This window comes from Methylocaldum sp. RMAD-M (genome assembly GCF_017832375.1).
In the GTDB taxonomy this organism is placed as follows: Bacteria; Pseudomonadota; Gammaproteobacteria; order Methylococcales; family Methylococcaceae; genus Methylocaldum.
This window is the reverse complement of sequence record NZ_JAFIBZ010000001.1, coordinates 251,543-274,574: the sequence shown is the minus strand read 5'-3', so window position 1 is coordinate 274,574 and position 23,032 is coordinate 251,543. Positions and strand designations below refer to the sequence as shown.

At 55.8% G+C, this 23,032-nt stretch carries 28 protein-coding genes; 11 read left to right on the top strand and 17 right to left on the bottom strand.

Annotation, left to right across the window (positions count from 1 at the left end; genetic code table 11):
- Nucleotides 1-80 precede the first annotated feature (80 nt).
- Entirely contained in the window at nucleotides 81-2,246 is a 2,166-nt protein-coding gene (gene uvrD, locus JOD69_RS01240) for a DNA helicase II (protein ID WP_086135149.1), read from the top strand.
- A 31-nt stretch (nucleotides 2,247-2,277) separates the two neighbouring features.
- Here the strand turns inward: uvrD and JOD69_RS01235 are convergent, their stop codons facing one another.
- Nucleotides 2,278-3,156 carry a phosphoribulokinase gene (locus JOD69_RS01235; protein WP_210023768.1) on the bottom strand — a complete coding sequence of 293 codons (879 nt, stop codon included), beginning with the start codon at nucleotides 3,154-3,156 and terminating at the stop codon, nucleotides 2,278-2,280.
- Nucleotides 3,157-3,511: 355 nt separating this feature from the next.
- Between JOD69_RS01235 and JOD69_RS01230 the strand changes: the two genes are divergently transcribed.
- A complete protein-coding gene (locus JOD69_RS01230) occupies nucleotides 3,512-4,447 on the top strand; it encodes a LysR family transcriptional regulator (protein ID WP_077728497.1) in 936 nt (311 codons plus the stop codon).
- 12 nt (nucleotides 4,448-4,459) lie between these two features.
- Here JOD69_RS01230 and panC read toward each other — a convergent pair whose 3' ends face one another.
- Genes panC through pcnB form a run of 4 tightly spaced genes read right to left on the bottom strand, consistent with a single transcriptional unit; the run spans nucleotide 4,460 to nucleotide 7,949 of the window.
- Nucleotides 4,460-5,311: a pantoate--beta-alanine ligase gene (panC, locus tag JOD69_RS01225; protein WP_210023767.1), complete on the bottom strand. Its 852-nt coding sequence runs from the start codon at nucleotides 5,309-5,311 to the stop codon at nucleotides 4,460-4,462.
- A 32-nt stretch (nucleotides 5,312-5,343) separates the two neighbouring features.
- Nucleotides 5,344-6,147, bottom strand: a complete 804-nt coding sequence (gene panB, locus JOD69_RS01220; RefSeq protein WP_077728499.1) for a 3-methyl-2-oxobutanoate hydroxymethyltransferase — start codon at nucleotides 6,145-6,147, stop codon at nucleotides 5,344-5,346.
- Complete coding sequence (folK, locus tag JOD69_RS01215) at nucleotides 6,140-6,640, bottom strand: 2-amino-4-hydroxy-6-hydroxymethyldihydropteridine diphosphokinase (protein ID WP_348529936.1); 501 nt, start codon at nucleotides 6,638-6,640, stop codon at nucleotides 6,140-6,142. Before folK ends, panB begins: the two co-directional genes overlap by 8 nt.
- Before the next feature lie 7 nt (nucleotides 6,641-6,647).
- Complete coding sequence (gene pcnB / locus JOD69_RS01210) at nucleotides 6,648-7,949, bottom strand: polynucleotide adenylyltransferase PcnB (protein ID WP_346425832.1); 1,302 nt, start codon at nucleotides 7,947-7,949, stop codon at nucleotides 6,648-6,650.
- Between the two features lie 281 nt (nucleotides 7,950-8,230).
- On the opposite strand from pcnB, the gene JOD69_RS01205 reads away from it, so the two are divergent.
- Complete coding sequence (locus JOD69_RS01205; protein ID WP_077728502.1) at nucleotides 8,231-8,428, top strand: hypothetical protein; 198 nt, start codon at nucleotides 8,231-8,233, stop codon at nucleotides 8,426-8,428.
- Between the two features lie 82 nt (nucleotides 8,429-8,510).
- Nucleotides 8,511-8,996: a peptidylprolyl isomerase gene (locus JOD69_RS01200; protein ID WP_077728503.1), complete on the top strand. Its 486-nt coding sequence runs from the start codon at nucleotides 8,511-8,513 to the stop codon at nucleotides 8,994-8,996.
- Nucleotides 8,997-9,051: 55 nt separating this feature from the next.
- Here the strand turns inward: JOD69_RS01200 and rimO are convergent, their stop codons facing one another.
- Together rimO and cmoB are read right to left on the bottom strand one after the other, a co-directional pair.
- Nucleotides 9,052-10,368 carry a 30S ribosomal protein S12 methylthiotransferase RimO gene (gene rimO, locus JOD69_RS01195; protein ID WP_077728504.1) on the bottom strand — a complete coding sequence of 439 codons (1,317 nt, stop codon included), beginning with the start codon at nucleotides 10,366-10,368 and terminating at the stop codon, nucleotides 9,052-9,054.
- 66 nt (nucleotides 10,369-10,434) lie between these two features.
- Nucleotides 10,435-11,424 carry a tRNA 5-methoxyuridine(34)/uridine 5-oxyacetic acid(34) synthase CmoB gene (gene cmoB / locus JOD69_RS01190; protein ID WP_086135146.1) on the bottom strand — a complete coding sequence of 330 codons (990 nt, stop codon included), beginning with the start codon at nucleotides 11,422-11,424 and terminating at the stop codon, nucleotides 10,435-10,437.
- A 219-nt stretch (nucleotides 11,425-11,643) separates the two neighbouring features.
- Between cmoB and hemF the strand changes: the two genes are divergently transcribed.
- Nucleotides 11,644-12,552: an oxygen-dependent coproporphyrinogen oxidase gene (gene hemF / locus JOD69_RS01185; RefSeq protein WP_086135145.1), complete on the top strand. Its 909-nt coding sequence runs from the start codon at nucleotides 11,644-11,646 to the stop codon at nucleotides 12,550-12,552.
- Here hemF and JOD69_RS01180 read toward each other — a convergent pair.
- Nucleotides 12,547-13,227: an ABC transporter substrate-binding protein gene (locus JOD69_RS01180; protein ID WP_077728507.1), complete on the bottom strand. Its 681-nt coding sequence runs from the start codon at nucleotides 13,225-13,227 to the stop codon at nucleotides 12,547-12,549. The two genes, hemF and JOD69_RS01180, sit on opposite strands and share 6 nt — an antisense overlap.
- Nucleotides 13,228-13,326: 99 nt before the next feature.
- Between JOD69_RS01180 and hemB the strand changes: the two genes are divergently transcribed.
- The gene (gene hemB, locus JOD69_RS01175; protein ID WP_077728508.1) at nucleotides 13,327-14,355 is read left to right on the top strand and encodes a porphobilinogen synthase; all 1,029 of its coding nucleotides are present in this window, start codon (nucleotides 13,327-13,329) and stop codon (nucleotides 14,353-14,355) included.
- 62 nt (nucleotides 14,356-14,417) lie between these two features.
- Nucleotides 14,418-15,251 (top strand): shikimate dehydrogenase, encoded by an 834-nt coding sequence (aroE, locus tag JOD69_RS01170; protein ID WP_077728509.1) that lies wholly within the window; start codon nucleotides 14,418-14,420, stop codon nucleotides 15,249-15,251.
- A 2-nt stretch (nucleotides 15,252-15,253) separates the two neighbouring features.
- Here aroE and JOD69_RS01165 read toward each other — a convergent pair whose 3' ends face one another.
- Entirely contained in the window at nucleotides 15,254-15,802 is a 549-nt protein-coding gene (locus tag JOD69_RS01165; RefSeq protein ID WP_077728510.1) for a gamma carbonic anhydrase family protein, read from the bottom strand.
- A 93-nt stretch (nucleotides 15,803-15,895) separates the two neighbouring features.
- Between JOD69_RS01165 and JOD69_RS01160 the strand changes: the two genes are divergently transcribed.
- Both JOD69_RS01160 and JOD69_RS01155 read left to right on the top strand, forming a co-directional pair.
- Nucleotides 15,896-16,468, top strand: a complete 573-nt coding sequence (locus JOD69_RS01160) for a LemA family protein (RefSeq protein WP_210023765.1) — start codon at nucleotides 15,896-15,898, stop codon at nucleotides 16,466-16,468.
- 10 nt (nucleotides 16,469-16,478) lie between these two features.
- Nucleotides 16,479-17,423 (top strand): GIDE domain-containing protein, encoded by a 945-nt coding sequence (locus tag JOD69_RS01155; RefSeq protein ID WP_156880282.1) that lies wholly within the window; start codon nucleotides 16,479-16,481, stop codon nucleotides 17,421-17,423.
- Nucleotides 17,424-17,615: 192 nt separating this feature from the next.
- On the opposite strand, the gene JOD69_RS01150 is transcribed toward JOD69_RS01155, so the two are convergent.
- The 6 genes from JOD69_RS01150 to hisB are packed head-to-tail and all read right to left on the bottom strand — an operon-like array spanning nucleotide 17,616 to nucleotide 21,151.
- Nucleotides 17,616-17,939, bottom strand: coding sequence for a phosphoribosyl-ATP diphosphatase (locus tag JOD69_RS01150; protein ID WP_077728513.1), 324 nt, complete (start codon nucleotides 17,937-17,939; stop codon nucleotides 17,616-17,618).
- 1 nt (nucleotide 17,940) lies between these two features.
- The gene (gene hisI / locus JOD69_RS01145; RefSeq protein WP_210023764.1) at nucleotides 17,941-18,333 is read right to left on the bottom strand and encodes a phosphoribosyl-AMP cyclohydrolase; all 393 of its coding nucleotides are present in this window, start codon (nucleotides 18,331-18,333) and stop codon (nucleotides 17,941-17,943) included.
- Nucleotides 18,330-19,094 (bottom strand): imidazole glycerol phosphate synthase subunit HisF, encoded by a 765-nt coding sequence (gene hisF / locus JOD69_RS01140; protein ID WP_077728515.1) that lies wholly within the window; start codon nucleotides 19,092-19,094, stop codon nucleotides 18,330-18,332. The genes hisI and hisF overlap by 4 nt, the downstream gene beginning before the upstream one ends.
- 3 nt (nucleotides 19,095-19,097) lie before the next feature.
- Nucleotides 19,098-19,829, bottom strand: coding sequence for a 1-(5-phosphoribosyl)-5-[(5-phosphoribosylamino)methylideneamino]imidazole-4-carboxamide isomerase (gene hisA / locus JOD69_RS01135; RefSeq protein ID WP_077728516.1), 732 nt, complete (start codon nucleotides 19,827-19,829; stop codon nucleotides 19,098-19,100).
- 41 nt (nucleotides 19,830-19,870) lie between these two features.
- A complete protein-coding gene (gene hisH / locus JOD69_RS01130) occupies nucleotides 19,871-20,518 on the bottom strand; it encodes an imidazole glycerol phosphate synthase subunit HisH (RefSeq protein WP_210023763.1) in 648 nt (215 codons plus the stop codon).
- A gap of 39 nt (nucleotides 20,519-20,557) precedes the next feature.
- Entirely contained in the window at nucleotides 20,558-21,151 is a 594-nt protein-coding gene (gene hisB / locus JOD69_RS01125) for an imidazoleglycerol-phosphate dehydratase HisB (RefSeq protein WP_086135138.1), read from the bottom strand.
- A gap of 454 nt (nucleotides 21,152-21,605) precedes the next feature.
- Between hisB and JOD69_RS01120 the strand changes: the two genes are divergently transcribed.
- Together JOD69_RS01120 and JOD69_RS01115 are read left to right on the top strand one after the other, a co-directional pair.
- A complete protein-coding gene (locus tag JOD69_RS01120) occupies nucleotides 21,606-21,926 on the top strand; it encodes a nucleotidyltransferase family protein (protein ID WP_210023762.1) in 321 nt (106 codons plus the stop codon).
- A gap of 101 nt (nucleotides 21,927-22,027) precedes the next feature.
- Nucleotides 22,028-22,270 (top strand): HepT-like ribonuclease domain-containing protein, encoded by a 243-nt coding sequence (locus JOD69_RS01115; protein WP_348529935.1) that lies wholly within the window; start codon nucleotides 22,028-22,030, stop codon nucleotides 22,268-22,270.
- A gap of 236 nt (nucleotides 22,271-22,506) precedes the next feature.
- Here the strand turns inward: JOD69_RS01115 and JOD69_RS24500 are convergent, their stop codons facing one another.
- Together JOD69_RS24500 and JOD69_RS24495 are read right to left on the bottom strand one after the other, a co-directional pair.
- Nucleotides 22,507-22,653 carry a hypothetical protein gene (locus JOD69_RS24500; protein ID WP_245245437.1) on the bottom strand — a complete coding sequence of 49 codons (147 nt, stop codon included), beginning with the start codon at nucleotides 22,651-22,653 and terminating at the stop codon, nucleotides 22,507-22,509.
- Nucleotides 22,654-22,754: 101 nt separating this feature from the next.
- Nucleotides 22,755-23,021 carry a Uma2 family endonuclease gene (locus JOD69_RS24495; protein ID WP_245245423.1) on the bottom strand — a complete coding sequence of 89 codons (267 nt, stop codon included), beginning with the start codon at nucleotides 23,019-23,021 and terminating at the stop codon, nucleotides 22,755-22,757.
- Between the last annotated feature and the right edge of the window lie 11 nt (nucleotides 23,022-23,032).

Here is a 23,032-nt window from a genome sequence, read left to right as displayed (position 1 = left end):
GCTAACCTCCTCTCTCAAAGAGAGTGCGATTGTGCAAGCTTCATATCAATCGCGCAAGCTGATTCCATTAAAATAGCACCATGGACATTACCCCGATTATCGATCCCCTGAATCCGGCTCAGCGAGAGGCGGTAACTTCGCCCACTCCGGCCCTTCTGGTATTGGCCGGCGCCGGAAGCGGCAAGACCCGCGTACTCGTACATCGCATCGCCTGGTTGATGCAGGTGGAAGGCACGTCGCCCCACGGCATCCTGGCAGTCACGTTCACCAACAAAGCGGCGAGCGAAATGCGCGGACGTATCGAAAGTCTGCTGAACATATCCGCTCAAAACTTATGGGTCGGCACCTTCCACGGACTCGCGCACCGCCTGTTGCGCCGTCATGCCAAGGAAGCGGGATTGCCAGATGCCTTCCAGATCCTCGACTCGGACGACCAGCATCGGCTCATCCGTCGTCTGCTCAAGAGTCTCGACCTGGACGAGGCCCGTTGGCCGCCACGCCAAGTACAATGGTTCATCAATGCCCACAAAGAAGAAGGACGCCGAGCCCGTCACCTGCCGGAGTCGTACGATCCATTCCAAAAACAGATGCAGCGCATCTATCTGGCTTACGAGGAACTCTGCGAGCGGTCGGGCCTGGTCGATTTTGCCGAATTGCTGTTGCGCGCCCACGAATTCCTGCGGGATACACCCGAAGTGCTGGATCATTACCAGCGCCGTTTCCATCACGTACTAGTAGACGAATTCCAGGACACCAACCGAATTCAGTACGCCTGGCTGCGGCTTCTCACCCGCGAGCGCGAGAATCTGTTCGTCGTTGGCGATGACGATCAGTCCATCTACAGCTGGCGCGGTGCGAAAGTCGAGAATCTCCATAAATTTCAGAAGGATTATCCAAGTCACCGTCTGATTCGGCTGGAGCAGAACTACCGTTCCACCAGCAACATATTAAATGCCGCGAACGCCCTCATCGCGAATAACGAAGGCCGACTCGGAAAAACCCTATGGACCGACGGCGGCATCGGCGAGCCGATTTCGGTATATGCCGCCTTCAACGAGCAGGAAGAGGCTTATTTCGTGGCCGAGCGGATAAAGCAGTGGGGGCAAGAAGGTAACGCCCGCCGAGATGCGGCAATCCTTTACCGCTCCAACGCTCAATCCCGCCAGTTTGAAGAGAAATTGCTGGCCATGGGAATTCCCTATCGGGTCTACGGCGGACTTCGCTTCTTCGAACGGGCGGAAATCAAGGACGCTCTCGCTTATCTCCGCCTGATCGCCAACCGCCATGACGACCCCTCCTTCGAACGAGTCGTCAATACGCCCGTGCGCGGCATCGGCGCCAAGACACTCGACTTGATCCGTGATTTAGCCCGCTCGGAGCGCTGCTCTCTTTGGCAGGCGGCGGAAATGCTCGGCCGCGACGCCGCGTTGCCCACCCGCGCCAGGAATCCCTTAGCCGGCTTTCTGCAACTGATTGAGACCATGACCCGAGACACGGCCGAGCTTTCTCTTTGGGAACAGGTGCAGCATGTTATTCCCACCTCGGGTCTCCGAGCCCATTATGAAAAGGAAAAGGGCGAACAGGCCGAAGCGCGAATCGAAAACTTGGACGAATTGGTCAACGCCGCCCGCCAGTTCGAATACGAGCCGCAACTGGATACGGAGCTTTCAAAGCTCGACCAGTTTCTGTCCCACGCCGCGCTGGAGGCCGGGGAGAATCAAAGCGACGAGTTCGAGGACTGCGTTCAGCTCATGACCCTGCATGCGGCCAAGGGACTGGAGTTCGAATTGGTGTTCATCGCTGGACTCGAGGAAGGATTGTTTCCCAGCCTGCAATCGCTGGAAGAACCGGGACGCCTGGAAGAAGAGCGCCGCCTTTGCTACGTCGGCATCACCCGCGCGAAGCGCAAACTTTACCTCACCTATGCCGAAGCCCGGAGGTTGTACGGCAAGGAAACCTATCCCCGCCCCTCGCGTTTCCTACGGGAGATTCCGTCCGAACATCTTCAGGAAGTCCGCATGCGCGGAAGCATCGGCCGACCCATGATTTCCTCACAGCCGTCAACCAGCACCACCGACAATAACGGTATTTTTAAGCTGGGACAGCGTGTTCGCCACGCAAAATTCGGGGAAGGCGTTATCCTTCAGTACGAGGGGGAAGGCAATCAAGCCAGGGTTCAGGTGAATTTTGCCGAATCCGGAGTCAAGTGGCTGATGCTCGCATACGCGAATTTACAGCGGCCTTGAAAAAGCCGCCTTGTCGCATGTTCGGCCTCGGTCAAGCATTTTTCTTCTCTTCCATCATCCGCTCGAGAATGGGGCGGAAAATGATTTCCATGGCCAGCCCCATCTTGCCGCCGGGCACGACGATCGAGTTGTAGCGGGACATGAACGAGTCCTTGATCATCGACAAAAGATTTTGGAAATCTACGTTGAACTTGCGTGGATTCTTGAAGCGGATAATCACGAGGCTTTCGTCCGGCGACGGAATGTCACGTGCGATGAATGGGTTCGAGGTATCGACCAGAGGCACTCGCTGAAAATTGATATCCGTCTGGGAGAACTGCGGAGTGATGACCTTCACGTAATCGTACATGCGTCGCAGAATCGTATCGGTCACGTCCTCCGGCTTGTAGCCGCGTTCCGCAGTATCCCTGTGGATTTTCTGAATCCATTCCAGATTGACGATGGGGACCACACCCACCAAGAGGTCCGCATATTGCGGAATATTCACGACCTCGTTCTTCACAGCGCCGTGCAATCCCTCATAAAACAATAAGTCGGTTCCCCCGGGAATATCGCCCCACGGCGTGAAGGTACCCGGTTTGTACCCCCCCAGACGCTGGCCTTCTTCCTCGTTGTGGATGTAATAGCGACGCTTGCCGGTGCCAGTTTCGCTGTACTGCCGGAACAAGCTTTCTAAATCCTCGAGCAAGTTCGCCTCGACGGCGAAGTGACTGAAATGCCGGCCCTCCGCTTGAGCATTGGCGATATGGCTACGCATTTCGGCACGGTCGTAACGGTGAAAACTGTCACCCTCCACCACCGCCGGCTCAATGTTCAGCCGAAAGAACAAATGCTCGAACGCCTGTTTTACGGTAGTCGTACCTGCACCCGACGAACCGGTGACAGCGATGACGGGATGTTTCTTGGACATGAGAGCCTCCTCCTATTTCGTTATTCTAACCGCACGGGCGCATGTATGGACCACGAGGCCACCCTAAATTCACGGCAGACTGCATCCAACCCGATGCAAGCGGCGACGACGCAGTACGGGCAAAAAGCGATATCGACCAACCACCTCATCACCGCCGCCCCCTGAAAACGCCTAATTCAACCATAGTGCACGGAACGACGGTGGCAGACTGCCGCCACGTCGAAGCTCTGCGCTACCCTTGCTGAATTTAAGATCGCGACTGAACACCGGCCTGAGGATATTGCATAAGAAGAATCAATGAGTCCATACTTTCAAGATAAATAATTCTTTATAGATTGCCTGTTGGCGCGAAAGCATGAACATTACACTTCGGCAGTTAAAAGTCTTTGAGAGGGTGGCACGCCGCCTGAGCTTCACCCGCGCGGCGGAGGAGCTTTATCTGACGCAACCTGCCGTTTCGATGCAAATCAAACAATTCGAGGATGTCATCGGTTTGCCGTTATTCGAGAGGTTGGGCAAAAAAATTTACCTGACCCGGGCCGGGGAAGAACTATATCGGCTGAGCCGCACCATCTCGTTGCAATTGGAAGAAGCCGAACAACTGATCGAGGAACTGAAAGGCACGGAAGGCGGGCGTTTGGCCGTGTCGGTTGCCAGTACCGTTCATTATTTCGCTATCCGCCTTTTGGCCGATTTTTGCCGGCGTTATCCGAAAGTTAAGGTCAGCTTTAAAGTCACCAACCGCAAAGGGCTGCTCCAGCAACTCGACGACAATGAGGCCGACATCGTACTGATGGGGCAGCCGCCGGAGGATCAGGACTTGACGGCAGAAGCATTTATGGACAACCCCTTGGTCGTCATCGCCCCCGCCAATCATCCGTTGGCGGGCCAAAAGAGCATTCCGTTGAGCGAACTGAATCATGAAACCTTCCTCATGCGGGAGCAGGGATCCGGCACCCGCAATGCGGTCGAGCGCTTCTTGTCGGAAAAGGGCGTGCAAATTTCCGCCAGCATGGAAATGAACACCAACGGCGCCATCAAACAGGGCGTGGAAGAAGGACTCGGGCTTGGCATTGTTTCAATACATACCGTAGAACGCGAACTGGAAGACGGCCGGGTGGTCGTTTTAGATGCGGAATCGTTTCCCATCATGCGCCAATGGTACATCGTGCATCGGGCCGGCAAACGCCTGTCCGCAGTGGCACGGGAGTTCGAGGAATTCGTCCGAACCGAAGCCGGCCGATTCGTCAATAGCGACATCATCACGACCGCCTTGAACGGAAAGAATTAGCGCTCCCATTCATTAGGAGCGCGTCAGCCGAACGTTATCGATCAAGCGAGTTTTGCCCAGCCAGGCCGCTGCCAGTATGACGAGATGGGAATCGTCCTGTCCTGCCGGTACCAGATCGGATTCGCGCCGGACGCTGAAATAATCCGGACGAAATCCGGCGGCTTGCAAGGTTTCGATCTGCTGCCGTTCGATACGGTCGAAATCGCTATCGCCCCTGCAAATTGCCTCCGCCGCGAGGCAAAGGCAGCGATACAAGATAGCCGCCTGTTCCTTCTGCTCGCTCGTGAGATACGCATTTCTAGAACTCATCGCCAATCCGCTCGGCTCTCTGACGGTCGGGACGGCGCGAATGCGCACGGGAAAATCGAGATCCGCCACCATACGGCGGATTATCAACAGCTGCTGATAATCCTTTTCGCCGAACAGCGCGATATCGGGCTGCACCAGGTTGAAGAGCTTGCTGACGATAGTGGCGACGCCTCGGAAATGTCCCGGCCGGAACCGACCGCAGAGTTCATCGGACAAACCCTGCACCTCGACGAAAGTTGTAAGCCCCGAACCCGTGGGATACAGCTCGGCCACCGAAGGCATGAACAGGAGATCGACTGCCGCGCTGCGAAGCTTTTCCGAATCTTCCGCGGGCGTTCGCGGGTAGGCATCGAAATCTTCGCCGGGAGAGAATTGAGTCGGATTGACGAAAACGCTCACCACAACCTTATCGGCGAGTTGCTTCGCCTCGCGGACAAGATGCACGTGCCCGGCATGCAGGTTTCCCATGGTCGGCACGAAAGCCACGGAAAGATCTTTCGAACGCCATTCCCGCACGGCTTGGCGCAAATCGCTTATGGATTCGATAATGAGCATGACGAGCCTTGGATTATCCGCCGAAAGAACCGCTAAAAACTGTGGTCCAACGCCGGGAACCGGCCGGATCTCACATCGTCTGCGTAATTGCGGATAGCCGACGGAATATCCTCGGCGCCTTGAAGAAAATTTCTGGAAAACTTGGGGCGCTTGCCCGGCGTGATGCCGAGCATATCGTACAGTACGAGAATCTGGCCCCCACAGCCCGGACCCGCACCTATGCCGATCGTCGGGATATCGAGAGCCGCCGTAATCTCGCCGGCCAAGGTCGCCGGCACACATTCGAGCACCAACACACTAATACCCGCTTCCTGAAGAATCAAGGCATCCTCGAGGATTGCCTGTGCGGCTTTTTCTTCTTTTCCCTGCACGAGATAACCGCCGACCTGATGAACCGATTGAGGCAGCAGCCCCAAGTGACCGCAAACGGGAATATTCTGCTCTACCAAGGCACGAACGATCTCGACCCGCTTCCGCCCGCCTTCGATCTTGACCATATGTGCCCCGCCACGTATCAACCTAGCGGCGCTATCGATCGCCTGCGCCGGACCGGAATAACTGGCGAACGGCATGTCCGCCGCCAATACGGCGCGGCGAATTCCGCGCGCCACGCACCGGGTATGGTAGACCATATCGTCCAAGGTCACCGGCAACGTCGTCGGCTCGCCTTGCACGACCATTCCCAACGAATCGCCGACCAAAACCAGATCCACGCCGGCATCGTCCATGAGTTTGGCGAAGCTGGCATCGTAAGCGGTAAGAGCCACGATTTTTTCATCGCGCCGTTTCATCGCCGCGAGATCCGGAATAGTCAAAGCCTTGGCCGCATCATACATGCTCGATTACCCTCAATCCTCGTTGCGGACACTTCCGAACCAGATCAGCCAATCGCCCCTTGCCGGGAATCTCGAGCTCCGGCGCGATCTCCTCGAGCGGATACAGCACGAACTCGCGGTCCGCGATTCCCGGATGAGGGACGGTCAGCACTTCGCTCGCTATGATTTCGCACCCGTACAGCAACAAATCCAGGTCCAGCGTCCGAGGTCCCCAGCGTTCGCCCTTGCGCACCCGCCCGTGAGCCGTCTCTATGGCCTGAAGTTTGCGCAACAACTCCAGCGGCCCCAATGTCGTTTCGACCGACATTACGGCATTGATGTAATCGGGCTGATCGCCCGGTCCCATGGGCGCACTGCAATAAAGGCTCGAAAAAGCCAACTCCCGGATACCCTCTATCTTACTAATAGCCGAGCGCGCCGACTTGATGGTTTCGATGGGATCGCCCAAATTGGCGCCCAGACCGATATAGGCCGCCGTTTTATCGAATGGCACAACATGATCAGACGGAAACATTGGCAGAAGATTCAGAGCGCGATTTGCGTTTACGCGACCGGGATCTGCCGGAGCGGCGCCGGCCGGGACTCGTCATGGCTTTCCGCTCGGCTTCGTCGGCCTGCTGGAATCGAGTCCACCACTCGGCGAGCGACGGCTCGGCCTCTCCGGTCTCGGCCCGGAGCAACAGGAAATCATAAGCGGCACGAAAGCGGGGATGGGTCAACAAACGAAACGGCCGTGAGCCGACAATCCGTTCAAAACGCGGCTGCAAGGCCCAAACCTCCCGAGCCGGTAGACTGACCGTCCGGGGCAAAGCGGTATGACGAACTTGCCGTGCAATCACCTCACCCGCAGCTTCCTGATAGGCCAAAATATCGCTTTCTCCGGCCTTGATTCGGGCTTGCGCGCCCGCCCGAACCGGTTCCCACAACAAGGCCGCGAACAGAAAATATGGCGCTACCGGTTTTCCCTCTTGCACTCGCTGATCGGTCCGTTCCAAGGCTTTGGCCAAGAATGTCAGCGGAAACCCCTGCTGCTCCTTGGCCAAACACCGCTCCGTCTCGGGAAACAGTGCCGCGAACAAACCGTAGTGCCTGAGCTGTTCGAAAGTCTGTACCGCATAACCGGACAAGAACAGCTTAAGAACCTCTTCATAAAGACGAGCCGGCGGAATTTCTTGTAGCAGACTCGAAAACCGTTTGATCGGATCGGCGCAGCTCGGATGAATGGTAAAGCCGAGTTTGACGGAGAAGCGTAACGCCCGCAGCATCCGTACCGGGTCCTCCCGATAACGTTGCTCCGGGTCGCCGATTAGTCTCAGCATACCGGCCTTGTGATCCTCCATGCCGCCGACGTAATCCACCACGGAAAAATCATTGATGTTGTAATACAACGCATTAACCGTGAAATCGCGGCGGAAGGCGTCCTCTTCGATGGTTCCATAGACGTTATCCCTAAGGATGCGGCCATTCTCGATGATGCGCCCCCCGTGACTCTCCTCGCCTGCGAGCCCTCGAAAGGTTGCCACTTCGATAATTTCCTCGCCGAAATGCACATGAGCGAGGCGAAAACGCCGACCGATCAAACGGCAATTGCGGAAAATCGCCCTGATCTCTTCGGGATGCGCGCTGGTTACCACGTCGAAATCTTTCGGCTCGCGCCCCAAAAGCAAGTCGCGTACGCAACCGCCGACCAAATAAGCCTGATACCCGGATTTCTTCAGGCGATAAAGCACCTTTAGCGCGTTATCGCTGATCATCGATCGGGAAATCATGTGTTCAGATCGCGGATAAATCCTAACGCTCACCGCTGCCTCCGGCTTGGGCTGCGGCAATTTGAACAACCTTTTGACGAAGTTGAAGATTGGCAGAGGAGTATCTTGTTCGTTAGACCTAAAAGAAGCCGGAATGTTACCTTAGGCGGCGGGCACACTCAACGTGCCGGACCCTCGATCTGCTTCCGTATGACAACAGCGTCGATCGGCTCAGATCGTCAACACCGATTTTTGAAAAATTACGGATTCAAACGAGTAAGATCGGTTCTAAGAAGAAAGTTCACTCATCCAGAGTATTTCGAGGAGTCGTGCTTATGTTTGAGAACTGGTTCAGCCAGATGAACGAGTTCATCCTCTCTCATCCGCACTGGATCGCGAAACTGGATTTTCTGCTGCGGGTGAAATGCGGGATTTTGACAGCATTGATGGGGATTTTCGTGTATCTCATCTACAAGGAACAAAGCAAACCCGCCGGGAAACCCAAAAAATCTCCTTATCGCTTTGTCGCTTGATCTAAATCGGAAAAACGCTGTCTATCATAGTGAAAACTCGTTATGATGGGAATTTCAACCACCGCGACAGCAAGGGTATCTCATGCAAGTATCACCCCGCAAAGTGGTCCATATCCACTACACCCTCACCAGCGATGACGGCGACATCCTCGACAGTTCCAAGGATCAAGGTCCATTGGCCTATATTCACGGCATGGGCAACATCATTCCCGGACTGGAGAATGCGTTAACCGGTCGCGCCGTGGGCGACAAGCTCAAGGTCAGCATTCCGCCGGAAGAAGCGTATGGCTTGCGAGACGACGACCTTATTCAGTCGGTACCGAAAACGGCCTTTGAAGAGGGACAAGAGATACTGCCTGGCATGCAATTTCAAGCGCAGTCTCCGGAAGGTCTTCAGCTGCTTACGGTAATCGGCGTAGACGATGACGAGGTAGTCCTGGACGGCAATCATCCGATGGCCGGCCTTACTTTGAATTTCGAGGTTGAAATCACGGACGTTCGCGATGCTACGCCCGATGAGCTGGATCACGGCCACGTACATGGTCCGGGCGGACATCACCACGGCTGATTCGATTCGCAGAACGAGGCGGCTATCTTTCTTCGCCGGATAGCCGCCTACAAATCTAACGGTTTGCGAGACGCGCCCACGAATCGTGGTCGTCGGCATCCTCAAGAACCACCTCGACCCAGTCGCCGACCTTCAAATGGGTCGCGCCATCGATAAATACTTGGCCATCGATTTCAGGAGCATCGGCCCGGCTGCGAGCGACCGCTCCCTCCTCCACAACCTCGTCGACCAAAACGATTTCCTGCAACCCGATCTTCGACTGCAGCCTATCAGCGCTGATTTGAGCCTGAACCTCCATAAACCGCGCGAGGCGTTCTTCTTTCACGGCTTCCGGCACAACATCGGATAACTCGTTGGCAACCGCGCCCTTGACGGGCGAATAGGTAAAGCACCCGACCCGGTCGAGCTGGGCTTCTTGAAGAAACGCCAACAGCTGCTCAAAATCCGCCTCGGTTTCCCCCGGAAAGCCGACGATGAACGTACTGCGAAGCGTGATTTCCGGGCAGATGTTCCGCCACTCGGCGATCCGGGCCAAGACATCCTCTGCGGCTGCCGGACGCTTCATCAGCTTCAGAATTCGGGCGCTGGCGTGCTGGAACGGAATGTCCAGATAGGGCAGGATTTTTCCCTCCGCCATGAGCGGGATAACTTCATCCACATGGGGATAGGGATAAACATAATGCATCCGCACCCAAACCCCGAACTCCCCCAGAGCCTTGGCCAAATCATAGAAGCGGGTCTTGAGCGGACGCCCGCCCCAGAAGCCGGTTCGATACTTCAAATCGATGCCGTAGGCGCTGGTATCTTGCGATACGACGAGCAGTTCCTTCACTCCAGCCGAAACTAGGCGCTCCGCTTCCGCCATCACGTCGCCGATGGGGCGGCTGACCAGATCACCGCGCAAGCTCGGAATAATGCAAAACGTGCAGCGATGATTGCAGCCCTCGGAGATCTTCAGGTAAGCATAATGGCGAGGCGTTAGTTTGACTCCTTCCGGCGGCACCAGATCGACAAAAGGATCGTGAAGAGGCGGCAAATGCTCATGCACCGCCTCGACAACCTCTTCATAGGCATGGGCGCCGGTAACCTTCAGCACTTGAGGATGGCGGGATCGAATCTCGCTCTCGCGAACGCCCAGACATCCCGTAACGATGACCTTACCGTTCTCTTTCAAAGCCTCGCCTATGGCGTCCAGGGACTCCTCGACCGCGGCATCGATGAATCCGCAGGTATTCACAACGACAAGATCAGCGTCCTTATATGTCGGAACGAGGCTGTAACCTTCGGCACGCAACTTGGTCAGAATGCGTTCACTATCTACCAACGCCTTGGGACAGCCAAGGCTGACAAAACCGATACAGGGTGTTTTCATGAAGAAATATGCGAGGGAGGAACAAAGGATAGAGGGATAATTTTACGCCAGCGGTGGTTTCCGATTCTAAGGGCTCTCGGCGATGAACACCGCGCGCACCGGCGCGGGCAAGCCCTCGATCGTCAGTTCCGGGTTGGCCGGGTCCAGGAAATCGGACAGAGACTGAAAGCGCATCCAGTCCGTGGAGCGTTGCTCGTCGGCTGTGGTCCTCGTCACATCGACGACCCGGCCGTTTCGGTAACCGCATCGCCTTAGCCACGATAACAAGGTAGCGCAGGACGGAATGAACCACACATTGCGCATCTGCGCATAGCGATCCTCGGGCACCAAAACCTGACCCAGCCCACCGTCGACGACCAAAGTCTCCAAGACCAATTCACCGCCGGATCTGAGACAGCCCTTGAGCTCCAAAAGATGATCGAAAGGCGAACGGCGATGGTAAAGCACCCCCATCGAAAAAACGGTGTCGAAGGCACGAAGATTGAGCGGAACATCCTCTATACCCAAGGGAAGCACATGAACCGGAAAATCGCCGGCAAAATGCTTGATCGCCAGAAATTGCGCGACACTTAAGAGTGTCGGATCAACTCCGATCACCAACTCGGCCCCGCATCCAATCATGCGCCAGGCGTGGTAACCATTTCCACAGCCGACATCCAACACGGTTCGGCCTTCAAGCGGCTGAATATGATCTTTCAGCCTGCGCCATTTAAGATCGGAGCGCCATTCCGTATCGATATGAATGCCATGAATGGCATATGGACCCTTGCGCCACGGATGAAACCTGAGCAGCAGACTCTCGATGCGGTCCCGCTGTTCTTCGTTGCATCCCCCATCGACAAGGATGCTATCGGCATTCAAATCGACCACGGACGCATCGATTTTTGGCAGGCCATCGAGTGCGGCCTGCCAAGCCGGCCAATCGCCATGCCGCGCGGAGCTAAAAACCGCGTCCAACCGAGTCGGCAACCCGTCCAGCCAAGTACGCAAGTACGGCCGGCCAAGCACCGAAAACAGATCCGAATAAACCTTCAGGCTCAAATTACAATTGGACATTCTCGTTCAATGGGTTGCCGCCATTCTTTGGGGCGCCGCTTACCTTGTTGGTTTCCGTTTCCCCTTCGGGACTCATAATGTTTTCGAGGCAACAACATCCCTATTCCACCGTGCTACAATCTCGTCGTCCATTTAGAAGAAGAAAGCCGCAAAGCGCTCGAGCCGAACAACATCCCGGAGACTCCCATCCACACTCGACTTTTACGGGAAGATCGCCGAATGAACACACCCGATATCTTACAAGTTAAAGCTTATCTTCAAGACCTCCAAGACAAAATCTGTCTCGCCCTGGAAAACGAGGAACCAGACGCACGATTTTTGGAGGACCTTTGGCAATACAATGGCGGCGGCGGAGGAAGAACCCGCGTATTGACCGGCGGAAAAACGTTCGAGCAAGGCGGCGTCAATTTCTCCCACGTGTTCGGCAGAAATCTGCCACCCTCCGCCACTGCGCATCGGCCAGAACTCGCAGGCCGGACATTTCAAGCCGTAGGCGTATCCCTGGTCATTCACCCTCTGAATCCATATGTCCCGACCTCTCATGCCAATATCCGTTTTTTCCTCGCGGAGAAGGAAAACGAAACGCCGGTATGGTGGTTTGGCGGCGGCTTCGATCTCACACCCTATTATCCCTTCGAAGAAGATGCGATTTATTGGCACACTGTAGCCCGGGATGCCTGTCTTCCCTTTGGCGAAGATATTTACCCCAAGTTCAAGCGCTGGTGCGATGAATACTTTTTTCTCAAACACCGCAATGAAACCCGGGGCATCGGAGGATTATTTTTCGACGATCTCAATGAATGGGGGTTCGATCGCTGCTTCGATTTTTTGCGCAGCGTCGGAGATCATTACATCAAGGCTTATGTTCCGATCGTCCAAAAACGGAAGGATATGCCCTACGGCGAACGGGAGCGCGAATTTCAGCTCTATCGCCGCGGACGATACGTCGAATTCAACCTGGTTTATGACCGAGGAACTTTGTTTGGATTGCAATCGGGCGGCAGGACAGAATCCATTCTAATGTCTCTGCCGCCGATCGCGCATTGGCGCTATAACTGGAAGCCGCAGGAAGGTAGCGCCGAAGATAATCTGTACAAGAATTACCTGAAACCTAGAGACTGGCTATGAGCCTCTTTTATCGCCGCCGCCCGCTGCCCCGAGCGGCTCTTTCATGGCGGTAGCGTTGCGCTCTGCCAGGTGTGAAATCAATTGATCGAGGGAGCCGGTACGGGCAACCTCATCGGTAAAGCTGGCACGATAGTTCTGTAGCAAACTGATGCCCTCGATCAATACGTCGTACACTTTCCAATCGTTTTTGGTGAACACCATTCGATAGTTGACCGCCACGGGTTGAGCGCCCGCCTGGAGAATTTCGGTACGGACCATAACCTTCTTGTCCTCCGGCTTCATCTGCAGCGGCAGATAACGGATTTTCCAGTTGGCGTATTCGGTAAAGGCGGTGGTATACGTACGCACAAGCAGCATCCGGAATTCCTTTTTAAAACGTTCTTTTTGCTCGGGCGTCGCCGTCTTCCAATACTTTCCTAAAATCAACATCGACACACGATCGAAATCCACATGCGGTTCGATGATGCCATCAACGAACTGAGTAGCTTTCCTGAAATCGCCCTTGTATTCCGGCTTTTGCAGCGTGGTTTGCAGCTCGTCGGCACTGTGCTGGATAACCTGCTGTGGAGGGAGTAATCCTTCCTCCGCCCACGCTGCCGCTCCCCAGAAGCTTAACAGCAACGACAATGCAACGGCCCAACTTGCCAGGCCGAAGGAAGACTTAGTAAATTTCATTTAAAAACTCCTGCTGACTTTTTAATATTCTTATCATAACTCGGCGGCATGCACTAAACTACCGAGTTCCTCTGTGTCCCACGCAATAAACCGGCCACCATGTCGTTAAATAATAGCATTTCTTACCCCAATGTTCGCTTGCGCCGAATGAGACGGAATGAATTCAGCCGGCGCTTAGTGCGGGAAACACAGCTTTCCACCAATGATTTGATTTACCCTCTTTTCATCTTGGAAGGCGAAAATCGGCGGGAACCGGTCGCTTCTATGCCCGGCGTCGAGCGACTAAGCATCGACTTGCTGTTACGCGAAAGCGAAAAGGCTTTTCGGCTTGGCATTCCCGCCATCGCACTCTTTCCCGTAACGTCACCCGACAAAAAAACGGATGACGCACGCGAGGCTTACAATGCTGAGGGTTTGGTGCAACGAGCGGTACGCCTACTGAAACGACAGCTGCCGGAACTGGGTGTCATCACCGATGTCGCTCTAGACCCTTTCACGACTCACGGCCAAGACGGGCTCGTAGATCAAAACGGCTACGTGGTCAACGACGAAACCGTCGAAGTACTCGTGAAACAGGCGCTGTCCCATGCGGAAGCCGGCGCCGACATCGTGGCGCCTTCGGACATGATGGACGGGCGCATCGGCGCAATCCGGGACGCATTGGAAAAGAAAGGATTCGTACACACGCGTATTCTCGCCTATTCCGCCAAGTACGCCTCCGCCTTCTACGGACCTTTCCGAGATGCCGTGGGCTCGGCGGCCAACCTGGGGAGCGGCGACAAATACACTTACCAGATGGATCCCGCCAATTCCGATGAGGCCCTGCGGGAAGTCGAGCTCGATTTGGCGGAAGGCGCGGACATGGTCATGGTCAAACCGGGATTGCCTTATCTGGACATCATCCGCCGCGTCAAAGACCGCTTCGGCGTCCCTACGTTCGCCTATCAAGTCAGCGGGGAATACGCCATGCTCAAAGGCGCGTCACAAAACGGCTGGCTCGACGAGCGCAAGACCGTGCTCGAATCTTTGCTGGCGCTCAAGCGCGCCGGATCGGACGCCATTCTGACCTATTACGCCAGGACCGTTGCCGAATGGCTTCGCGAAGACGCCATGAGACAGAGCACCTAAACTGCGCAAAGGCTGAAACCTAAAACTGTCTTCATCAAGATTTCCGCCGGATTCACCTAGTCATGCTGCCAGCAGATCGTTATGCCGTCTTCGGTCACCCCATCGGCCACAGCAAATCGCCCCGTATTCACGCGCTTTTTGCAGAACAGACCGGAGAGCGCCTGACCTATACCGCGCAAGACGTTCTGCCGGAAACGTTCGAAATCCGCGTGCGAGACTTTTTCGCCGGTGGCGGGAAAGGCTTGAATTGCACCGTTCCCCTCAAGGAACTCGCCTGGAAAATTGCCGATTCCAAAAGTGAGCGCGCGGAACGCAGCAAAGCCGTCAATACCTTGGCCTTACGTCCGGATGGAACGATTTACGGGGACAACACCGACGGCGTCGGCTTGATGCGAGACCTTACGGTCAATCTCGGACTTTCCTTGGAAAACCGCCGAGTCCTTCTTTTGGGCGCGGGCGGCGCAAGCCGCGGCATTATTGGTCCACTGTTGGAGCGAGGTCCGTCTTGCCTGGTGATCGCCAACCGCACACCCGACAAAGCGGTCCGGCTGGCAGAGGAGCTTGGGGATCTCGGCCCGATCGCCGGATGCGGCTTTTCAGACTTGGGCACGGAATCCTTCGATCTCGTTCTGAACGCCACCGCCGCCAGCCTGATTGGCGAACTGCCGGATCTGCCGAAGAATATTCTCCGAGCCGGCGGATGTTGCTACGATCTCGCCTATGGGACGGAGCCCACACCGTTCGTCCGATGGGGAAAAGATGTGGGGGCCGATGTCAGCGTTGACGGCATCGGCATGTTGGTCGAACAAGCGGCCGAGGCGTTTTTTATCTGGCGGGGCATACGGCCGGAAACGCATCCCGTGATCGACATTCTCAATCGGGAGCGTGGTCGCTAGTGCTAAGCGCCAAGCAATCTGGCATCACTCAGATATTGATTCTTCAAACGCACGTAACCGTCCTTGGAAAAACTTAAATATTCCAGCTCGGCCTCCTTGAGCGGGCGTGCCTGTTTCGCCGGCGATCCCACGTAAAGAAAACCGCCTTCCAAACGCTTGCCGGGCGGCACCAAAGCCCCCGCACCGATCATTACCCGGTCCTCCACGACGGCACCGTCCATGATCACCGCACCGATGCCGATCAGACATAGATCACCGATGGTGCACCCATGCAGTACCGCCCGGTGCCCCACGGTGACACCCCGCCCGACGATCAAGGCATTGCCCTCTTCGTTGTAGCGGCTTCGTTGGGTGACGTGCAGCACGCAGCCGTCCTGAATATTGGTTTCGTCGCCAATCTCGATTCGGTGCACATCGCCTCTCGCGACCACCATCGGCCAAATGGAGACGTCGTTGCCCAATGTCACGTCACCGATCACCAGCGCACTGTCGGCAATGTAAGTTCCTGTTCCCAATTTCGGCTCGACACCGTTATAAATCTGAATCGTCACCTTACGACACTCCGATTGATCAAATGATGCGCCGGGCCCGCCGTCTATACTTCTCCAAGCCCTGATTCAACTTCAAGAACGCGAGGAGAGATTATGAGCGTAGGCGATTTCATTCTGGTCGGCACGATCTTGTTCGTGATCGTGTACGCCATCTTGATCTACAACCGGCTGGTCAATTTGAAGCATGATACCGCAAAAGCGTGGTCCAACATCGACGTGCTGCTCAAACAGCGTCACGACGAATTGCCAAAACTCGTCGAAACCTGCAAGCAGTACATGCAACACGAGCGGGACACGCTGGAAAAAGTAATGCAGGCCCGTGCCGGGATCTCTGCGGCCCGAGAGTCCGCCAATCTGCATGCCCTCGGGGCGGCGGAAAGCCAGCTGCGGCAAGGATTGATGCAGCTCTTCGCGGTAGCGGAGAGTTACCCCGAACTGAAGGCGGACGTTTCCTTCCGGGCACTGGAGTCCCGGATAACCGGACTGGAAAACGCGATTGCCGACCGGCGCGAGTTCTACAACGAGAGCGTCAATAACAACAATGTCCGGCTGGAAGAATTTCCGGATGTGATCATTGCCCGGTTATTCAACTTCAGACCCTTCGAATTGCTGGAATTCACGGAAGAAGAAAAACGCGATGTGGATCTAAAGGCGCTGTTCGGCTGAGGCGAAAGCCGTGCTATTTCGCGACCTCATCCTCGAATCCTCTCCACAGCACTTCTGGCTGGCGACAGGGCTTGTCGCCCTGACCGGGGTAGCCTTCTTCTTTCTCGCATTCCGCTGGCTGCATCGCGCTCGCCTGATCGCCGACACGCCCACAGCCAAGGTCCGGTCGGCAGCCCAGGGTTACGTCGAACTCGACGGTCGAGCCCAATTGATGGATGGCGAGCCGATCCATGCCCCGCTTAGCGGCGCACGCTGCGTTTGGTACAGTTACAAAGTTGAAAAGCAAGTGACCGACTATGAAGACGGCCACCGCACGACACGATGGCAAACCATTGAGAGCGGCGTTAGCGAGGCCATCTTCCACCTGGAAGACGACACCGGACGGTGCATTGTCGATCCCGAAGGCGCGGAGGTCATGCCGTCCATTCGACTCAAATGGCGCGGGCAGCTCGCGCGACCAGGATACGCACCGCTGCAAACCGGATTTTGGGATTCACTGTTCTCGTCCGGACCGTATCGCTACACGGAATACCGCATCGAGGCAAACGATCCGCTTTATGCGATCGGCCAGTTCGTGTCTCTCGGAAGTTCCGAAGGCACCAGTTTCCATAACGAGGTAGGCGATCTGTTAATCCGCTGGAAGAGAAACCGTTCCGAGCTTCTCAAGCGCTTCGACAAGAACGGCGACGGCGAGATCGATGCGGAGGAGTGGGAAATCGCGCGGCAGCACGCCGAGCGTGAAGTCATGGCATCCTGGCGCAAAAGAACGAAGCAAACCGAGTTCCACCTGATGAAAAAGCCCGGTTATGGCCGTCCTTATCTGCTATCGGTCGTTCCACAGGGCACATTGACCAACCGATATCGCCGCAAGGCCTGGATCGCGGTGCTTGGCTTCCTGATCGCGGGCAGCTCAACGACCTGGGCGTTGCATCTGCGTTTCGGCTCGATTCCATGAACGTCCGGTGGAGCGTCGGCAAGGGATTGCCGACCTACTTCGACTGGGTACGGGGCGGTTTTCCAATGCCCGCCGCTATACCGCGATGAAAAACGCTTTAGATTTCGTAGGTCGGCAATCCCTTGCCGACAAAGCTCCTCAACGACCTACGAATTTCCCTATCCTTACCACTGAACTTCGGTGAAAAACGCTCTAACCGGACTTGTCGTCGCGTCCTGCTTTTTCTTCGAGCCCCGAGAGACCGAACCGCCTCTGCAATTCGGCCAATACCTGATCCGGACTCAACCCTTGATGAGCGAGCAATACCAGGCTGTGAAACCACAAATCCGCAACTTCGTAGACAATCTTGTCGAGGTTTCCGTCCTTGGCGGCCATTACGGTTTCGGTGGCCTCCTCGCCGATCTTTTTCAAGATAGCGTCGAGCCCTTTGGCATAAAGACTCGCCACATAGGATTTTTGCGGATCCTGAGATTTCCGTTCCTCGAGCACCCTAGCCAACTCCTTCAACACGTCCATATCAGCGCTTATACATCGTTTCCGGAGATTTCAGGACAGGTTCCACCGTCTCCCAGCAGCCATCCCGCAGCACCCGAAAAAAGCAGTGATGCCGTCCGGTATGACAGGCGATTCCGCCGGCCTGTTCGACCGCGAGCAAAATCACATCCTCGTCGCAATCCAGGCGAATTTCCAGAACTTTCTGCCGATTCCCGGATTCCTCGCCCTTCCGCCAAAGCCGATTCCGCGAGCGCGACCAGTAGACCGCGTAGCCTTCCTCGGCGGTAAGCCACAAAGCTTCCCGGTTCATCCAGGCGAACATGAGGACCTGCCCCGTGGCCGCCTCCTGCGTAATGACGGGAACCAGCCCTTCGGACGTCCAGCGGATTTCGTCGAGCCACGCCAGTTCCGTCACAGCCGCACCTCGATGCCTTGAGCCGCCAAGTATTCCTTGGCCTGCCGAATGGTGTATTCGGCGAAATGGAAAATGCTGGCTGCCAGCACCGCATCGGCTTTGCCCTGCAAGATCCCGTCGGCCAAATGCTGCAAATTGCCGACACCGCCCGAGGCGATCACCGGAACGGATACGGCCTCGCTGATTGCGCGAGTCAGTTCCAGATCGAACCCTTGTTTGGTGCCGTCCCGATCCATGCTGGTCAAGAGGATTTCGCCGGCTCCGTAAGCCACCATGCGACGCGCCCACTCGATGGCATCAAGGCCGGTCGGCTTGCGCCCGCCGTGAGTAAAGATCTCCCACCGCTTTGGGTCTTCGGACACCTGCTTGGCATCGAGAGCGACGACGATACACTGAGAGCCGAAACGCTCCGCCGCTTCGCGCACGAACTCCGGCCGGGCGACTGCGGCGGTATTGATACTGACCTTATCGGCGCCGGCATTCAGCATGCGGCGGATATCTTCGAGCGTTCGGATGCCGCCTCCTACCGTAAGGGGGATAAACACTTCGCCCGCCACTTGCTCCACCACGTGCACCATCGTGTCGCGATTGTCCGAACTGGCGGTAATGTCGAGAAAAGTCAGTTCGTCCGCGCCCTCCCGGTCGTAACGCCTAGCAATCTCGACGGGATCTCCCGCATCTTTGATATCGACGAAGCGGACGCCCTTGACCACGCGTCCATTGTCGACGTCCAGGCAGGGGATAATGCGCTTGGCAAGCATGGATCAGTATTCTTCCGCTACTTTACGGGCTTCGGCAAAGTTAAGGGTGCCCTCATAAATAGCGCGGCCGGTTATGGCGCCCATGACGCCGTCGCCAACCACACTGCCCAGGGCGTGAATATCCTGAATACTCCGGATGCCGCCCGACGCAATCACCGGAATGCGTATGGAGCGAGCCAGCCTTGCGGTTGCCTCGACATTGACGCCCTCCATCATGCCGTCCCGGCTGATGTCGGTGTAAACGATGGCTTCAACGCCATCGTCCTCGAATTTTTGAGCCAAATCGATCACATCGTGATGCGACAACTTCGACCAGCCGTCTATCGCTACTTTGCCGTCCTTCGCGTCCAGACCGACGATAATATGGTTCGGAAACTCCGCCGCGACCTCCCGCACGAAATGAGGCGCACTGACTGCCTTGGTACCAATGATGACGTAATCGACGCCGGCGTTCAGGTAACCCTGAATCGTCTCTTCATCCCGGATTCCACCGCCCACCTGGATTTGTACATCCGGATAAGCTTCGCGTATGGCGTGGATAACCTCCGCATTGCGCGGAATCCCCGCAAAGGCACCGTCCAAATCCACCAAATGAAGGCGCTTCGCCCCTTCCGACACCCATTTCCCCGCCATCGCCACCGGGTCGTCGGAAAAAACCGTATCGTCTTCCATGCGGCCCTGCCGCAAACGGACACACTTGCCATCTTTCAGATCGATAGCAGGTATCAAAAGCATAAAAAAATCCTCAGTAACGGATAGAGTGAATGATCGGTGCCTTATCGCCCCGGGTCCCAGTTTAGAAAATTAGCCAGCAATCGCAATCCGGCTTCCTGGCTCTTTTCAGGATGAAACTGAACGGCAAAGATGTTTTCGCGCGCCAGCGCCGAAGCGAAGGGTTCCGAATAGTCGGTGGTCGCCGCAACGTTTCGGGAATCAGTCGGTCGCGCGAAGTAGCTGTGAACGAAATAAAACCAACTGTCGGAAGCGATGCCTCGCCATAACGGATGATCGGCCTCCTGCTGGCTGACGCGGTTCCATCCCATATGTGGAATTTTCAAGGGCTGACCGGCAGCGTCTGCCACTCCATCGGCGAAGCGTACGACCCGGCCGGGAATCAAACCCAGGCAAGCTGTTCCGCCGTTTTCCTCGCTTTCCTCGAGCAGGGCCTGCATCCCCAGGCAAATACCTAAGAGCGGTTTCGAGGCCGCCGCCCGTTCGATGATGGTTACGAGGTCCCGATCAGCCAATGCATTCATGCAATCGCGGATCGCCCCGACCCCTGGGAATACGACCCGGTCGGCTTTGAGAATTGTTTCGGGATTGTCCGTGACGATCACGGCGGTTTTGGAGTGGGCGTGTTGAAGCGCCTTGGCTATGGAATGCAGATTTCCCATCCCATAATCGATGACTGCAACGGAAGACATGGATAAAAGCGAATCGAACGAGAGTCCCGTATAAGTTTTCTAAATCATTCCTTTAGTCGAAGGGACGACATCCTGCATCCTGGTATCCGGTTCTATGGCCATTCTCATGGCACGACCGAAAGCCTTGAACACGGTTTCGGCAATATGGTGGGCATTTTGTCCCTTCAGATTATCGATATGTAAGGTGACTTTTGCGTGATTGACGAATCCCCGAAAAAACTCGAGAAACAAATCGACATCGAATTCGCCTATCCGGGCACGCGTAAAAGTTACGTCGTAAGATAAACCTGGCCGCCCGGAAAAATCAATCACGACGCGCGACAAAGCTTCGTCCAGGGGAATATAGGCATGACCGTAACGCCGTATCCCCTTTTTGCTCCCCAAAGCTTTTTCCACCGCCTGGCCCAGCGTAATGCCGATGTCTTCCACCGTGTGGTGGGCATCAATGTGCAGATCGCCTTTCGCACGTACCTCAAGGTCGATCAATCCGTGCCGTGCCACCTGATCCAACATATGGTCGAGGAAAGGAACACCGGTTTCGAAAACACCCGTGCCGACTCCATCCAGGTTCAGACAAACCCGCACTTGGGTTTCCAGTGTATTGCGGTCAACATCGGCGATACGGCTAATCATGAACGGCAAGAGATCTTCTGAATAATAAATCGGCCCTTAATGATATAACGGCCACGCGGTCTTGCTAAGCCCGATTCACGACAATGGACGCCCCGCTCCGCATGTAAGCCAAAGCTTACACAATTTTCAGCATTTTCCGACTTAGTCTGAAACGAATTTTCTGCCACACTCATTCAGTCGCCGACAAGGAGGTAAGGACAGCTATCCTCTAGGGATAACCACCAGGACGTGACTTGATAGCCAACCAAGCAGGCGATAACCCCGGGTGCATGGAGCGCATCCGGGGTTTTTGTTTTTCGCTCACAGAGAATTCGGATCAAGGAGCTCAAAGGTGGCAAAATATACATAATATATAGATGACCTCTTAAGCCCAGTCAAAGGGCGTCAGTTGGATGAACAACGCCTGCGCTACGGGTTAAACGCTCCACAAATTACAAGCGTCTAGCCTATTCACATGAAACCCTCCGAGGCTCTGCAAGCGCATCGTGAAGATATCCGTCGGTTGGTCGACCGAAGCCGTGCCCGAAATGCCCGCGTATTCGGCTCTGTTCTGTACGGCGAGGATACCGATCGGAGCGATCTCGACATCCTGATCGATCCCCTTCCCGGAACGACGCTGCTTGATCTCGGTGGACTGCAGATCGCGCTTGAAGAGTTACTCGGCGTGCCGGTCGACCTGCTTTCGCCCGGAGACCTCCCTGCGGAAATCCGGAGCAAGGTTCTCCAGGAGGCGCCCCGCTGTGAGCGACGACAAACACCGACTTCGTGCGGCTGATTACCTGGGTCATATGCTTGAAGCCATCCGGCTGGCACGCGAATACACCAACGGAATGACAAAGGAGAACTTTTTCGCTGATCCGTAAGACGCAGCAGGCGGTGATACTGAATATTCTGGTCATTGGCGCGGCGGCCACTAAATTGGTCAACGAATATCCGGACCTCGCTGCCAAGCATTCCGAAATACCCTGGAAACCGATGCGAGGTATGCGAAACAGAATGGCCCACGGCTATTTCGAGATCGATCTGGAAGTCGCATGGGATACCATTCGTGAGTCTCTGCCAAAGCTTGAGCAACAACTGCTGGACTTGAATCGGCAGTTGAAGAAAAAGCCTGGATAATGTTTCCCGAACCTAGGACAAACACCCCGCCATCGGCGCTTTGGTTGACGACGCATTACCTTGGAGTGAGGATCGACTTGCCGAACGGTTCCCGGCACCCTGATTGGTCCGGCGTTCCGCAAAATTACGAAAGCCTGCCGCACCCCGCGTGATAACCACCACGATCTGTCTTGATAGCCAACCAAGCGGGCGATAACCCCGTGTGCATGGAGCGCACCGGGGCTTTATTGTTCTCGTCAAAATTCCGGTCGCGGCAAGCGGCGAACCAGGTCATCCCAAGCCACCGCAACATCCGGCCACACGCCAACGCGGGTTTCGCGCGAAAGCTCCTGAACGTCCGGCTTACCATATTCGCCATTTAGCAGCCGATATACGGTAACCATCCGGTCCGTTGGATGCACCAGCCAATATTCCCGCACACCGGCGCGCCTCTCACTCCGCGTCGGTCCAGCTTGGATTCATCACACACAACCATAACGTCTGGCTACACCACGGTATCGATAGCTTCGTCCGATTCGCCAGCCTTGGACAAACGGACAGCGACCAGAGCAATGAAGGCGCGACAAGGCTTGCCTTCCAGGGCATTGCTCAATTGCCGGTAAATCTCCCCGGCTATATCCTGATGCTCCAGATTCGGGGCGGGCGCCATGAGATAGGCCCTGCCGTCGATCAGTTCATAGCGGACACCTTCCGGCCAGGATAGATAATCGCCGTAGGTATGACGTTCGGAATCGCGAAGTGCAAGCCCCATGGGCGGCCTCC

Coding starts and splice junctions, on each gene's coding strand:
- uvrD (WP_086135149.1), top strand. CDS start 81: ATGGACATTACCCCGATTATCGATCCCCTGAATCCGGCTCAGCGAGAG.
- JOD69_RS01235 (WP_210023768.1), bottom strand. CDS start 3,156: ATGTCCAAGAAACATCCCGTCATCGCTGTCACCGGTTCGTCGGGTGCA.
- JOD69_RS01230 (WP_077728497.1), top strand. CDS start 3,512: ATGAACATTACACTTCGGCAGTTAAAAGTCTTTGAGAGGGTGGCACGC.
- panC (WP_210023767.1), bottom strand. CDS start 5,311: ATGCTCATTATCGAATCCATAAGCGATTTGCGCCAAGCCGTGCGGGAA.
- panB (WP_077728499.1), bottom strand. CDS start 6,147: ATGTATGATGCGGCCAAGGCTTTGACTATTCCGGATCTCGCGGCGATG.
- JOD69_RS01205 (WP_077728502.1), top strand. CDS start 8,231: ATGTTTGAGAACTGGTTCAGCCAGATGAACGAGTTCATCCTCTCTCAT.
- JOD69_RS01200 (WP_077728503.1), top strand. CDS start 8,511: ATGCAAGTATCACCCCGCAAAGTGGTCCATATCCACTACACCCTCACC.
- rimO (WP_077728504.1), bottom strand. CDS start 10,368: ATGAAAACACCCTGTATCGGTTTTGTCAGCCTTGGCTGTCCCAAGGCG.
- cmoB (WP_086135146.1), bottom strand. CDS start 11,424: ATGTCCAATTGTAATTTGAGCCTGAAGGTTTATTCGGATCTGTTTTCG.
- hemF (WP_086135145.1), top strand. CDS start 11,644: ATGAACACACCCGATATCTTACAAGTTAAAGCTTATCTTCAAGACCTC.
- JOD69_RS01180 (WP_077728507.1), bottom strand. CDS start 13,227: ATGAAATTTACTAAGTCTTCCTTCGGCCTGGCAAGTTGGGCCGTTGCA.
- hemB (WP_077728508.1), top strand. CDS start 13,327: ATGTCGTTAAATAATAGCATTTCTTACCCCAATGTTCGCTTGCGCCGA.
- aroE (WP_077728509.1), top strand. CDS start 14,418: ATGCTGCCAGCAGATCGTTATGCCGTCTTCGGTCACCCCATCGGCCAC.
- JOD69_RS01160 (WP_210023765.1), top strand. CDS start 15,896: ATGAGCGTAGGCGATTTCATTCTGGTCGGCACGATCTTGTTCGTGATC.
- JOD69_RS01150 (WP_077728513.1), bottom strand. CDS start 17,939: ATGGACGTGTTGAAGGAGTTGGCTAGGGTGCTCGAGGAACGGAAATCT.
- hisF (WP_077728515.1), bottom strand. CDS start 19,094: ATGCTTGCCAAGCGCATTATCCCCTGCCTGGACGTCGACAATGGACGC.
- hisA (WP_077728516.1), bottom strand. CDS start 19,829: ATGCTTTTGATACCTGCTATCGATCTGAAAGATGGCAAGTGTGTCCGT.
- hisH (WP_210023763.1), bottom strand. CDS start 20,518: ATGTCTTCCGTTGCAGTCATCGATTATGGGATGGGAAATCTGCATTCC.
- hisB (WP_086135138.1), bottom strand. CDS start 21,151: ATGATTAGCCGTATCGCCGATGTTGACCGCAATACACTGGAAACCCAA.
- JOD69_RS01120 (WP_210023762.1), top strand. CDS start 21,606: ATGAAACCCTCCGAGGCTCTGCAAGCGCATCGTGAAGATATCCGTCGG.
- JOD69_RS24500 (WP_245245437.1), bottom strand. CDS start 22,653: ATGGTTACCGTATATCGGCTGCTAAATGGCGAATATGGTAAGCCGGAC.
- JOD69_RS24495 (WP_245245423.1), bottom strand. CDS start 23,021: ATGGGGCTTGCACTTCGCGATTCCGAACGTCATACCTACGGCGATTAT.